This is a genomic window from Porphyrobacter sp. YT40 (genome assembly GCF_006542605.1).
GTDB lineage: Bacteria > Pseudomonadota > Alphaproteobacteria > Sphingomonadales > Sphingomonadaceae > Erythrobacter.
Genome location: NZ_CP041222.1, coordinates 1121881 through 1134709, shown reverse-complemented (window position 1 = coordinate 1134709; position 12829 = coordinate 1121881). Strand labels below are relative to the sequence as shown.

Genomic DNA, 12829 nt, shown 5'->3' with positions numbered 1-12829 from the left:
CTCAGCCTGCCGCCAGCAGGCTCGCATTGCCCCCTGCGGCGGTGGTGTCGATCGTCATCACCCGCTCGGTGGCAAAGCGCGCAAGGTAATGCGGCCCGCCCGCCTTGGGCCCGGTGCCCGAAAGCCCCTCCCCGCCGAAGGGCTGGCTTTCCACCACCGCACCGATCTGGTTACGGTTGACGTAAAAATTGCCCACTCTGGCACGCGCCTGCACGAAGCGCCGCGTTTCGGCGATGCGGCTGTGCAGGCCCAGCGTGAGGCCATAGCCGCTGGCGTTGATGTCCTCGACCACCTGCCCCAGCTCGCTCGCCTTAAAGCGCGCGACGTGGAGGACGGGGCCGAAATGCTCGCGCGACAGATCGCCGATCCCGCCGATCTCGACGATGGTGGGCGCGACGAAGCAGCCCTTCTCCAGCCCCGGCGGCAGCGGCAGGCGGGTGACGGGGCGTTCGGAGGCGATGCAGCGCGCGACATGGCGTTCGAGCCGCGCCTGCGCATCGGGGTCGATCACTGGGCCGACATCGGTGGCGAAATCCGCCGGATCGCCGATATTCAGCGCTTCGAACCCGCCGCGGATCATCTCGAGCATGGCATCGGCGATATCGTCCTGAAGGTAGAGCACCCTGAGCGCCGAGCAGCGCTGTCCCGCGCTCTGGAAGCTGCTTGCCAGCACGTCGCGCACGACCTGTTCGGGCAGGGCCGAACTGTCGACGATCATCGCGTTCTGCCCGCCGGTTTCGGCGATCAGCGTTGCAATCGGCCCGTCGCGCCCGGCGAGCGTGCGGTTGATCGCCTGCGCGGTCTCGGTCGACCCGGTAAAGGCGACGCCCGCCAGCCTGGGGTGAGCGGTGATCATCTGGCCGACCGGCCCGGCGCCGGGGAGCAGTTGCAGCGCCTCGGGCGGGATGCCCGCCTCGTGGCACAACTTCACCGCCAGCGCGGCGATCAGCGGGGTCTGTTCGGCGGGCTTGGCAATCACCGCATTGCCCGCGGCGAGCGCCGCGCTTGCCATGCCGGTGAAGATCGCCAGCGGGAAGTTCCACGGGCTGATCGTGGCGAAGACGCCGCGCCCGTGGAGCGAGAGCGAGTTCTCCTCCCCCGTCGGCCCCGGCAGGATCATCGGCGCGGCAAACTGGCGCCGCGCCTCGGCCGCGTAGAAGCGCAGGAAGTCCACCGCCTCACGCAGTTCGAGCACCGCGTCGAGCAGGGTCTTGCCCGCCTCGCGCTGGCACAGGCTGAGGAAATCGTCGGTATGCGCCTCGAACAGGTCGGCGGCTTCCTCCAGCAGCAGCGCGCGCTTTTCACCGCCCAGCGCATCCCAGCCGGGCTGGATCTGCGCGGCGCGGTTGAAGGCGGCGTCCACTTCCTCGGCAGTCGCATCGCGGCGCACACCAATCACGACGGACAGGTCATGCGGCATGGTGATCGGGGCGATTTCCCCGGCGGTGCTGGCGAGGAAGGTCGGCTCGGCGCGCCAGGGCTTGCTCTCGAGCGCGGCCAGCCGCGCCATCAGCGGCTCGCGGACAAGAGGATCGCTGAGGTCGATCCCGGCGCTGTTGCGGCGCGCACCAAAGATGTCCTTCGGCAGCGGAATCGCGGGATTGCGGCGCGGGTTCATCGCGGCAAGCTCGGCCACCGGATCGCCGACCAGTTCCGTGGCCGGAATATCGGCATCGCCCATGCGGTTGACGAAGCTGGTGTTGGCCCCGTTTTCGAGCAGGCGCCGCACCAGATAGGCGAGCAATTCCTTGTGCCCGCCCACCGGCGCATAGATCCGCACCGGCGTCTTGCGGTTGCCCTCGATCGCGTGAAGCGCCTCGTAAACTTCCTCGCCCATGCCGTGCAGGCGCTGGAATTCGAACGGCTTGCCCTCGCTCATGCTCTTGATCGCGCCGATCGTATAGGCGTTGTGCGTGGCGAAGGCGGCGTGGATCACGTCGACGTGTTCGAACAGCCGCGCGGCGCAGGCGAGGTATGACACATCGGTCGCCACCTTGCGGGTGAAGACCGGGTAGTCCGAATATCCGCCCACCTGGCTGAGCTTGATCTCGCTGTCCCAATAGGCGCCCTTGACCAGCCGCACGAACAGTTTGCGTCCGTGCCGCCGGGCCAGCTTGCCCGCCCAGTCGCACACCGCCACTCCGCGCTTCTGATAGGCCTGAATGGCGAGGCCGAAGCCCTCCCAGCGGCTGCCGTCGGGGCGCTGGAACAGTTCGTCGTCGGCGACCAGTTCCTCGATGATGTCGAGGCTGAGTTCGAGACGTTCGGCTTCCTCCGCGTCGATGGTGAAGTGAATGTCGGCATCGCGCGCCTTCAGCGCCAGCGCCTTGACCACCGGCACCATGTCCGCGCGCGCCTTCTCCGCGTGGAAGACGGTATATTTCGGATGCAGCGCCGACAGCTTGACCGAAATCCCCGGAGACCCGACGACCCCCGCCCCCGCTTCGCGCGCCAGCCGGGTGAGCGCGCCTTCATAGGCCTGCCGGTATTTCTCGGCATCTGCGAAGGTCATCGCCGCTTCGCCGAGCATGTCGAAGCTGTGCGTGATCCCCCGCGCGCGTTCGGGCGCGGCGCGCTTCAGCGCTTCCTCGATGGTGCGGCCGAAGACGAACTGGCCGCCGAGGATCTTCATCGCCTGCGCGGTCGCGGTGCGGATCACCGGTTCGCCCAGCCGATTGATCGCGCGCTTCAGCACCCCGCCCATCCCGCGCTGACGCGCCTCGGGCGGGTCGAGCACTTCGCCGGTCAGCATCAGCGAGAAGGTCGCCGCGTTGACGAAGGTGGAGGAGCTTTCGCCGAGATGCTCGCCCCACTCGATGCTGCCGATCTTGTCGCGGATCAGCGCGTCGGCGGTGGCGGCATCGGGCACGCGCAGCAGGGCTTCGGCAAGGCACATCAGCGCGATGCCTTCCTCGGTATCGAGGCCATATTGCTGCAGGAAGGCGTCAATACCGCTGGCCTTCTTGGCGCGCGCGCCCTCGATCAGGTCGATCGCGAGACCCGCCGCCGCATCATGCACCCGCGCCGCGGGTGCGGCCTGCTCCAGCCGCTCGGCAATGCAGGCCTCCTCGTCCTGACGATAGGCGCGCCGCAGCGTCGTGCGGTCGATGGTGAAGGGGGCGGAATGGTCGGCCATAGAGTGTTACCTGAAACGATTCGGGGGGATTGGCGGCGCTCTGAACCCCGCAAGGCTGCGCTTCAAGCGCAGTCTTTGCAACCGCCTGGGCTCCCTTGCCCCGGCCCCGCCTTGCGGGTAGCCTTCGCCCGAGTTTATGGGGGCCACACGGATGCGGATGTTCTGCTTTCACTGCCGCGACGGCGAAGACGGCGGACGGCTGCGCGCAATCCATCGGCCCGCGCATCTCGAATTCATCCACGCCAATGCCGAGCATTTCGTGATCGTCGGCCCGTTGAAGCGCGCCGACGGGTTGATCATCGGCTCGCTGCTGATCGTCAAGGCCGAGGACGAAGCCGCCGCCCGCGCGCTGCTGGCGGACGATCCCTACCTCACCGGCGGGGTGTGGCAGCTGATCCGGGTGGACGAATTCACGCCGCTGCTGGGCGACTGGGCTTAGGGCCTAGACCAGCACGCCGACTGCGACGAAGGCCACAGGACCGCTCAGCAGCGCCAGACGCCGCGCGAAGGGCAGCCCGCGCAAGGCCAGCACCAGTCCTGCGATCCAGCCGGTACCAGCGAGGACCATGAACATGATCAGATCGCTGCTCTTCTCGATTTCGCATGTGCGGGTCGCCTCGGGCGTGTCTGACGCGGCCCAGCAGTCGCCCATCAGGATCAGCAGGAACAATATCCCCGCCAGCATCAGCCCCAGTGCCAGCGCCGCCACGCGCCCGGCCACGGCGAGGGTGTTCGCCTGCCTCACCGAAACGGATCATTGTCGCGGTAACGACGGCTGATGAAGGCCGCGTTGCTGGCGAAGGCATCGAGATCGTGCTGCGCGAGATTGCGCGCGATCTCGTCGATCCGGCCCTGCATCGCATCGAGGCTTTCCTCGAGGATGAAGCTCGCCGATTTGCCGGTGGTGCGGAAGATCTCGGCGCGGTGGGCGGGGGGGATGTCGATGTAGCTCTTGACCAGCTTGGGCAGGTGTTCGCCGCGCATCAGTTCGATCTCGGTGCGGCTGACGGCCTGCACCTGTTCGCGGTCCATCATCGTCTCGACCGCGTCGAGGCTGGCGAGAACCCCGGCGATCTTCTCGCGCGCACCGGTGGGGATGCGCGCGTCGCCGTAGTCGAAGGCCGGACGCGCGGGGGCCGCCGGGGCCGACGCAGCGCGCGGCGGCAGCGCGGGCTCCACATCGGGCGCGGCGAACATCTTCCTGAGCGTTTCGAACAGACCCACGGTCGCGATTGTCTCCAAGGCCCGGCGAGGGGCTGACGGCGATGTCTTAGACGGGCTTGCCGCGAGGGGAAAGGGTGGTGATCGCCGCGCGTTCCTGATCGAGCTGGTCGAGCGCATGGGAAAGACGCACGAAAGCCTCCTGCAAGGCGGCGGCATCCGCCTCGGCGCAGACAGGCGCGTCGCTGGCGATGAGGTTGCTCGCCGCGCGGTTGAGGCTGGCGATCTCGTCGAGCACCAGTTCCTGCCGCGCGATCAGGCGGGCGGCGGCGATGGCGGTGCGCAGCACCAGCACCATGGTCTCGGTCGCCTGTTCGATTCCTGCAACCAGCCGCCGGTTGCTGTCGCTGACAACCTCGCGCACCGCGACCGCCTGCTGCGCGAGCGCGCGGGCTTCGGCGATGTCGCGCTGGCGGCTGCGCACCGCGTGGAGCGCATCGGAGCGCAGCCGCTGCGCGTGCAGCGGTTCGCGCGTCGCCATCGCATCGGCCCGCGCTTCGAGCGTAAGCGCGACTTCCTCGGCAAACAGCGCCTGTTCGCTCAGGGCAGTGAGCGGCGTGGCGAGGCTCGCACGCTCCACCTCGAGCGCGACATTGGCGCGCAGCAGCCCGTCGCGTTCGCGGGTGAGGCGGGCGAGCGCGTCCTCGATGTCGCCCTGCGCGGCGCGGTAGCGGCGGAAATAGGCCGCCGGGTCGGGCCGGGCGGCGAACAGCCCGAAACGCTTGCCGCCCTCCACCAGATTGCCCTGCCGCAGCGGTTCGAGGCTTTCGGCCATGCGGCGCAGCGCGGCGATGGCGGCGGCGATGCCCTCGGTCGGCGGCGGCGCGACGTGCGCGAGGCTCCCCGCATGGCGCGCGCCGAGCGCGGCGATGGCATCGCTGCCGAGCGTTTGGATGGCTTCGAGCTTGTGGTCGAAGGCCGGGCTCAGCGGCTCGATCTGCGCCAGTTCGGCGACATATTTGAGCGCCTGCCCGGCCAGTTCGGCATGACGGCGCTTGGAAATGGCGGGGACGGGCACGGCCGGCAGGGCGGGGTCAGGCGACCCGAGTGGGGGCTTGCGGAAAGCCCGGCGCGTCCCCGGCGACGCCATGCACGCCCGCGCGGTCGAGCACGCCTGCGGCCCAGCGCGCATGGGTGGTCGGCTCGCACATGCTGCCCCCCTGCCCGAACACCGCCCGCGCCTCGCGCGCCAGAATCGCGCGCGCATCCTCGACCTCGCTGGCGAGCGGGCGCAGTGCCGCGTGGATGATCGCCACCTGCGAGGGGTGGATCGCGGTCTTGGTGAGGAGGCCATGCTCGATGTCACGCGCGACTTCCTCGCGCAGCAGATCGGTCTGCGCATAATGCTCGAACACCGGGGCGGAGAGCGCCAGCCCCTCGGGCAGGAACACGCTTGCCATCGTGGCGATGGCGAGGCCGAGCGGCCCGTCATAGGCGGTGCGCTCCCGCGAGCGGCGCACGCCGAGCAGGTTGAGGATGTCGTTCCCGCCGATTCTGACCGCATGGACCTGCGCGCCCAGCGGTCCCAGCGCGCCCGCCAACCGGATGAGCGCCGCGCGGTCGAAGGCTTCGGCGCTCTCGATGGTGGGCATGATGCCGTGGCCCGTGCCCTCCAGCCGCGCCAGCCAGTCGGCGAGGTTCGCGGTGGTGATCTTGGGCAGCACGAAGCCCGCCAGCCGCGCGATCCCCGGCTGCGCCTGCATCCAGCTCAGCATCTCAGGGCTGCGCGGGCGGGTATAGACGATCAGCTGCGGCGGCACCGCATCAAGCATCCTGAGGATCGCGGTGAACACCTCCTGCGCGGCGCCGACGTCCGCCTCGTGCAGCGAATCCTCCAGACAGATCACCACCGAGCGCAGATCGGGATTGGCCCCGGCGAGCAGTTCGGGCAGGCGCGGGTGCTGCACCGGGATGTAGAGCGTGGCCCCCAGATCGACGGCTTTGGTCATCAAACGTCTCCAGCCTTGGCTATCAGGGTTACGGCCCGGTAGTTTCCGAGTTCCCGCTGATGCACTTCCACGCCGCTTCGATCGGCGAGATGCAGCAGGTGTGCGACCTCCGCATCGTCCCGGTCGCGCACGAAAACCGCGTGCGGCACCCGGCGCAGCACCGCGCGGGTCGCCTCGGCGATGCCGGGCTTGATGCGGTTGACGTCGGGAACGGCGCATTCGGCCATCAGCCCTTCCACCAGCGCGGTGCAGGCGATACGGCTTTCGCGTGCGCCCGAGGGGCTCCAGCCGGGGAAGGTCTGCTGCGGCAAGGGCGCGGCCTCGACCGCATCGACAAAGGCGCGCGACTGGTCCGCGGCGGCGTGTTCGGTGAGGTGGCGGCAGGCGTGGAAGTCTCCCGGCCCGACGAGATCGTCCGACAGCACCGAGCGGCTGACCAGTCCCGATACGATCGCGCCGAGGATGCCGGAAGGGATCAGATAATCCTCGGCCGTCGCCGCCAGACTGGCGCAGCCCGCCGGATCGGCGATCACCGCAAGGAAGGGCGCAAAGCCCGTCGCGCCATCGGCGAGGCTCGCTTCAAGCTCCCCGGTGATCGCGCCCTTGCCGGTCCACCCGTCGACGAACACCGCATCAGCCGTGCCGCGCGTTGCGGCGATGTGGGCGAGCGCCACACGGTCGATCCCGCGCCCGCGGATGATGCTGATGGAGTAATGCGCCACGTCCAGCCCGCGCCGGACGAGCGCACGGCGCAGCAGCACGCCGATGGGCGTGCCCGCGCGGGCGAGCGAGATGATGGTGCAACTACGCGCAGTCTCCGGCCGCGCTGCGATGGCATCGGCCAGCGTCTCGACATCGGCTCTCAAACGCCCGCCATTGCGCGCCAGCGCCGCGCGGTAGAGCGCGAGATAGCGCTCATCCGGCAGGCGCTCTTCCGAGAGCATTTCCGAATAGTGCCGCGCGCCCGACTGGATCAGCGCCTCCTTCTCCGCCACGCCCGTCAGTGCGACCGCAGCGGGCTTGAGCAGGAAGGTCACATCCTCGGGCGCGTAGGAGCCGTGGAACGCCATCAGTCGATCCAGTCGTGCCCGCGCGCAATGTGCTGCCACAGCTGGGCTTGCGTCGGGATCATCGCCACGTCCGTAAGGTCGAGAAAGCCCGCGTCCGACCACGAATCCCCGATCCCCACCACCAGCCGCTCGGGCGTGTCGCGGCGCACGGCGTCGAGCCAGTAGCGCACCGCCGCGCGCTTGCTCAGCCAAGGCGGCAGGAAGGCGAGGTTGTTGCCATTGGCGTGGATGCGCCAGCCTTGGGGGAGCTGCGCTTGCAGGCGCTCCGCCAGCTGCTCCAGCGCCGGGACGTCGCCCAGATTGCTCTTGATGACGATATAGAGGTCGAGGCCCTCCTCGCTCACGATCCAGTGGCGGAAGGCGGCAGCGTCGAGCGCCTGGGTGAGCTGCGGATAGAGCGCCGCCGGGGGCGTACCCGCCGCCGCGAGCGCTTCGAGCCGCGCGTGCCAGACCGGATCGGGCGTGCCCTCGGCGGTGAGGATGCAGCCGCCATTGGCGCAGATCGCCGGGGCCTGCGCGATATCGACCCGCGCCAGCACCGCGCGGCTCCGGGCGGTGACGGGCACCACTTCGCCATGCGCCAGCCATGCGAGCAACCCCTGCTGCGGCGGGGTGGCATAGCCGCTGGGCGCGCCATCGACGAGGCGGCTCATCGGGCGCAGGCGCTCCTCCGGCCAGTCGCCGCACTTGCCGCGGGTCTGGAACAGGCTGTCGTCGAGGTCGGCGAGAATCAGGGGGGGAAGCGCGGTCACGGGGCCTCGCCATAGCGGCACAGCGCCAGCTCCACCACCGCGTCGCTGCCCGCGTCCGCGAGCCAACCGCGCAGGGCATCGGCCTGCCCGCCCGCGATCTCGGCGGCGATCACGATGCGCGCCGGGTCGTGCGCGACGAGGTTGTAGACATGGCACGTCGCGCCCGAGCCATAGGCGTCCGCGAGCGTGGTGACGCTGCGCATCGCATGGCCGAGCATGGCCGGGGTGCGGGTGATCGACTGGAGCGCGGGCACGCCGCCCTGCGCGGCGATCTCCTCGGCGATGCGCAGTGCCTCGTAGGCGTGTTCGCCGTCGCCGAGCACCAGCACCCGCTCACCCGGAGCGGCGGTGACGGGAGCGCGGGTGGCAGCCTCGGGCGCGAGCAGTCCGGTGCGGCTGCGCATTCCGCTGGCGGGCGCGGTGCCGTGGCGGTTGGCGGTGGGGGCGAGCGTGGCGGCGGCCTGCCCTTCCCCCGGCGTCCATTCCAGCGTCCCGGCGATCAGCGAATGGGTGCTGGCGGGGCGCGGCATCCGGGCGAGGAAGCCCCCTGCGCTCCAATCGGTAAGGCTGGCGCAGGCGACCCGTTCGATTCTTGGGAGCACCGCCACCAGCGCCTCGGCCGCCTCGACAAAGGTCGCGCCGGTGCTGCATTCGTCGTCGACGATGACGAGACTGCGCGCGGCGGCGAGCATGGGCTCGATCTCGGCGCTGACCTGCACCATGTGGCTGGCGGCGTGGCTGTGGTCTTCCTCGAAGCGGCACAGCACGCGCGCGCCTTCGACCGTCTGGCGGCTCGACTGGACATAGGCGCTCCCGGCCTTCGGATGCCGCGCGCGCCATGCCGCCCAGACGGCCTGCGCCAGCCCGGTCGCAGTCTCGGCCATGCCGCAGAACAGCACCGGCTCGGGCAGGCGTTCGGGCAGCTGTGCCGCGAGCGCATCGGCGGCGGCGCGCAGAGCCTCGGGCGGCGTGGGCAGGTGCCGCCCCAGCACCGTGGAGACGATCAGGAAACCGCGCTTGGGATTGGCCCGCGCGGCGAACTGGCACAGGTCGGCGACCCGCTCCGGCGCGACATCGTGCAGCACCAGCGTGCCGGTCGGCAGATCGACCTTGACCCGGCCCGGCGCATCCTCAGGCATGGACGATGATGGGAACCACCGCATTGCGCGCGCGCGCCACCACGTTGCGGCGCAGATTGTCGGTCGAGACCGCCAGCGGCGGCAACTCCGCACCCGCCGCCGCCGCCATTTCATAGACCAGCGCGGCGCGGATGCCGAAATTGACGTTCTCGGAGATCGACCCGCGATGGCGCATATTGTCATGCGCGAGGCTGGCCGAGGTCACGCCGACGAGATTGCCGAACTCGTCGATGATCGCCCCGCCCGAGGAACCCGATCCGATCGGCGCGCTGAATTGAAAGCGCGATACGTCGCCCCCGCCCCCGGTGAGACCCGAGACATTGCCGGTGGTGACCTTGAGATCGGCCCCCAGCACGTCGATCAGCGGGAAGCCCGCCGCCATGATATCCTCGCCCAGAAACAGCGGCGATCCGATGCGGATCGGCAGCGGTTCGCCGCGCGTCTGGCAGCGCAGCAGCGCGAGATCGTGCTGCACGTCGACCGCCAGCGTCACCGCGACATCGCGCGCAGGGCCGACTTCGAAGCGCTGGCCGTCCTCGATCACATGGGCATTGGTGACGATGATGTCGGGCGCGATCAGCACCCCGCTGCCCGACCCGAGCAACTGCCCCGGTGCAGGCTTGGGCCGCGAAGACCCACGCCCATCGGGATGCGGGATCGGGCCATTTCCGGGCGGCGGCACGTCCGGCGTGTTGCGGAACGGCACCTGCACTCCGGCGAGATTGCGCGCGCGGACATAGGCGTCGATCCCGAAGGTGAAGCCCTCGTTCGTCAGCTTCATCCGCCGCTCGCCATTGCGGGTATAGACCTCGGCGAGGATAACCGCGGCGAGCTGCTCGGTCGGTTGCGGCATCTGGTGGGTGGTGCCATCGACCGTAAATTCGATCGGATAGGCCGCGTTGACGAAGCCGCCGTGGCGATCGTCCATCACATAGGCGACGATCTCGAAATCGCCTTCCAGCTCGGCCATGCCCTGCATGAACCACTGCTGCGGATCGACCCGGTCGAAGGCGAGCACCCGCCCGCCGGCGCTCTGGCTCATGGCGGCGACCGCAACGCGCTGCCCCTCGCCCCCGCGCAGGTGGATGCGGCAATCGGCCTTGGGCGTGATCGCCAGGCGCTGTCCGGGGAGAGCAGACTGCATCGCGGCGCGGTTCAGCCGACGTTGACGCCCATCGCGCTCGCCAGCCCTTCGAGCCCGCTGCGCCAGCCTTCGCCGATCGCCTTGACCTTGATGTCGCCTTCATTGCCGCGGTAGAGCTCGACGAAGATCATCGCGACATTCATCGAAGCGTCTTCCGACAGGTCGTAACGCGCGAGTTCGCGCCCGTCGGCCTTGTTGGTGACGCGCGCGAAGGCGTTCTGGACCGAGCCGAAGTTCTGGCCCTTCATCTCGCCTTCGTGGATCGTCACCGCCACCACGACCTTCTTGGCCTCCGGGGTGAGCTTGCCGAAATCGACGATGATCGTCTCGTCGTCGCCGTCACCCTCGCCGGTGCGGTTGTCGCCGCCGTAGATCACCGCGCCATCGGGCGAGATCTTGTTGTTGTAGAAGATGAAATGCGCGTCCGACAGCACCTTGTCGTTCGCGCCCAGCACGAAGGCCGAAGCGTCGAGATCGAAGGCCGCGCCGTCGGTGCGCCGCACGTCCCAGCCCAGCCCGACCGTGACTGCATTGAGCCCCGGAGCCTCCTTGGAGAGCGAGACATTGCCGCCCTTCTTGAGCGAAACCGCCATCTGTGTCTGTTCCTTGTGACAGCGCGGCGCGCGGCCCCGGCCCGTGCCGGAACCGCGCGCGCAGCCGATTAGCCGACGTTGACGCCGAAGTGCCCGGCGAGCGGGCCGAGGCCGCCCTTGAAGCCCTGACCCACCGCGCGGAACTTCCATTCCGCCCCGTGGCGATAGACTTCGCCGAGGATCATCGCGGTTTCGACCGAGGCGTCTTCCGACAGGTCGTAGCGCACGACTTCGTTGTTGTTGTTGGCGTCCACCAGACGAATGAAGGCGTTCGACACCTGGCCGAAGGTCTGGCCGTTTTTGTCGCCTTCGTGGATGGTCACCACCACCGCGACCTTGTCGACATCGGCGGGGAGCTTGGACAGGGTGATTTCGATCTGCTCGTCATCGCCGTCGCCCTCGCCGGTGCGGTTGTCGCCCTGATGGATCACCGCGCCGCTGGCGACGTTCTTGTTGTTGTAGAAGCAGAAATCCATGTCGCTGCGGACCTTGCCGCCCGCGTTGCACAGAAACGCCGAGGCATCGAGGTCGAAATCCTGCCCGTCGGTCGCGCGCACGTCCCAGCCGAGGCCGACCATGATGCGGTCAAGCCCCGGGGCTTCCTTCGACAGGCTGACATTGCCACCCTTTGACAGCGAAATAGCCATTCTTCGTCTTCCTTTCCTTGTTCTGGCGGTCGCCGGACCCGTTCCGGCGACCATCCGTCATTCGTGTTGCAACGCCGCGTCAGGCGAGCGCTTCGTCCGCCCCGTCGCCATCGGGGTTGGCCCTGTTCCAGCGCACAGAGGACCAGAAGGCGAGCCCGATCAGCACCGCGCCGATCAGGCCGGTAATGACTTCGGAGATGTGGACGAAGGTGTTGAGGTACATGATCGCCGCCAGCGCGAGGATCGCATAGAAGGCCCCGTGTTCGAGGTAGCGATACTCGCTCATCGTCCCCTTCTTGACGAGGAAGATGGTCATCGAACGCACGAACATCGCACCGATGCCGAGGCCGATGGCGATGATGATGAGGTTGTTGGTGAGCGCGAAGGCCCCGATCACCCCGTCGAAGGAGAAGCTCGCATCGAGCACTTCGAGGTACAGGAACGCCCCAAAGCCCGCCTTGGCGACATCGCCGGTGCTGGGCGTGGGCGGTTCGAGCACGTGGTTGACGATCTCGACCGCCAGATAGGTCAGCAGGCCCGCAATCGCGGCGGTGATGAAGGTCAGCGAGTCGGCGTCGGCGAGCACGGTCGAAACGCCCCAGGTGGCGGCGAGCACCAGCCCGATCGACACCGCCTCGATATCGGCGACCTTGGCAAGCGGACGCTCGATCGCGGCGATCCAGTCCACTTCCTTGTCGCTATCGAAGAAGTAGTTGAGGCCGACCATCCCGAGGAAGGCGCCGCCAAAGCCCATCAAGCCGATATGCGCGCCCTCGACAATTTCCTGATAGCGCACCGGTTCGGTCAGGGCGAGGTTCAGCGCCTCGACCGGGCCCAGCGAGGCTGCGACCATCACGATCACCAGTGGGAAGACGATCCGCATCCCGAACACGGCAATCGCGATCCCCCAGGTGAGGAAGCGCTGCTGCCAGACCGGCGACATGTCCTTCAGCACCGAGGCGTTGACCGCCGCGTTGTCGAAGGACAGCGACACTTCCAGCACCGCCAGCACCGCGCAGATCCACACGATCCCGAGCATGCCGTCGACCGTGCCATACAGCTCCCAGCCATACCACGCGCCGAGCAGCAGCCCGGCGAGGGTGAACAGCAATGAGCCCCCAAAATGCTTGAACATCCCGTTATTATCCCCTTGGCCGCGTCGCGCGGCGGTTATGATG

13 protein-coding genes are annotated in these 12829 nt (G+C 68.6%); 1 reads left to right on the top strand and 12 read right to left on the bottom strand.

The features are described 5' to 3' along the window. Position 1: 1 nt before the first annotated feature. A complete protein-coding gene (gene putA, locus E2E27_RS05380) occupies positions 2–3136 on the bottom strand; it encodes a bifunctional proline dehydrogenase/L-glutamate gamma-semialdehyde dehydrogenase PutA (RefSeq protein WP_141457997.1) in 3135 nt (1044 codons plus the stop codon). A 151-nt stretch (positions 3137–3287) separates the two neighbouring features. On the opposite strand from putA, the gene E2E27_RS05375 reads away from it, so the two are divergent. Further along, entirely contained in the window at positions 3288–3575 is a 288-nt protein-coding gene (locus E2E27_RS05375) for a YciI family protein (RefSeq protein ID WP_234036196.1), read from the top strand. 3 nt (positions 3576–3578) lie between these two features. Here E2E27_RS05375 and E2E27_RS05370 read toward each other — a convergent pair whose 3' ends face one another. The 11 genes from E2E27_RS05370 to E2E27_RS05320 all read right to left on the bottom strand — a co-directional run bounded on the left by E2E27_RS05370 (position 3579) and on the right by E2E27_RS05320 (position 12786). Continuing rightward, a complete protein-coding gene (locus tag E2E27_RS05370) occupies positions 3579–3881 on the bottom strand; it encodes a hypothetical protein (protein ID WP_141457996.1) in 303 nt (100 codons plus the stop codon). After that, the gene (locus tag E2E27_RS05365; protein WP_141457995.1) at positions 3878–4360 is read right to left on the bottom strand and encodes a hypothetical protein; all 483 of its coding nucleotides are present in this window, start codon (positions 4358–4360) and stop codon (positions 3878–3880) included. The genes E2E27_RS05370 and E2E27_RS05365 overlap by 4 nt, the downstream gene beginning before the upstream one ends. Before the next feature lie 46 nt (positions 4361–4406). Further along, positions 4407–5375: a toxic anion resistance protein gene (locus tag E2E27_RS05360; RefSeq protein ID WP_181443566.1), complete on the bottom strand. Its 969-nt coding sequence runs from the start codon at positions 5373–5375 to the stop codon at positions 4407–4409. A gap of 16 nt (positions 5376–5391) precedes the next feature. Then, positions 5392–6306, bottom strand: a complete 915-nt coding sequence (locus E2E27_RS05355) for an HpcH/HpaI aldolase/citrate lyase family protein (RefSeq protein ID WP_141457993.1) — start codon at positions 6304–6306, stop codon at positions 5392–5394. Continuing rightward, positions 6306–7376, bottom strand: coding sequence for a cysteine protease StiP domain-containing protein (locus E2E27_RS05350; protein ID WP_141457992.1), 1071 nt, complete (start codon positions 7374–7376; stop codon positions 6306–6308). Before E2E27_RS05350 ends, E2E27_RS05355 begins: the two co-directional genes overlap by 1 nt. Beyond that, a complete protein-coding gene (locus tag E2E27_RS05345; protein ID WP_141457991.1) occupies positions 7376–8128 on the bottom strand; it encodes an HAD family hydrolase in 753 nt (250 codons plus the stop codon). The genes E2E27_RS05350 and E2E27_RS05345 overlap by 1 nt, the downstream gene beginning before the upstream one ends. Next, entirely contained in the window at positions 8125–9267 is a 1143-nt protein-coding gene (locus tag E2E27_RS05340) for a phosphoribosyltransferase domain-containing protein (RefSeq protein WP_141457990.1), read from the bottom strand. The genes E2E27_RS05345 and E2E27_RS05340 overlap by 4 nt, the downstream gene beginning before the upstream one ends. Next, entirely contained in the window at positions 9260–10411 is a 1152-nt protein-coding gene (locus tag E2E27_RS05335; protein WP_141457989.1) for a S1C family serine protease, read from the bottom strand. Before E2E27_RS05335 ends, E2E27_RS05340 begins: the two co-directional genes overlap by 8 nt. A gap of 11 nt (positions 10412–10422) precedes the next feature. Further along, positions 10423–11004 (bottom strand): TerD family protein, encoded by a 582-nt coding sequence (locus tag E2E27_RS05330; protein WP_141457988.1) that lies wholly within the window; start codon positions 11002–11004, stop codon positions 10423–10425. Between the two features lie 68 nt (positions 11005–11072). Next, positions 11073–11651 carry a TerD family protein gene (locus E2E27_RS05325; protein WP_141457987.1) on the bottom strand — a complete coding sequence of 193 codons (579 nt, stop codon included), beginning with the start codon at positions 11649–11651 and terminating at the stop codon, positions 11073–11075. A 79-nt stretch (positions 11652–11730) separates the two neighbouring features. Next, complete coding sequence (locus E2E27_RS05320) at positions 11731–12786, bottom strand: DUF475 domain-containing protein (protein ID WP_141457986.1); 1056 nt, start codon at positions 12784–12786, stop codon at positions 11731–11733. Positions 12787–12829: the final 43 nt, after the last annotated feature.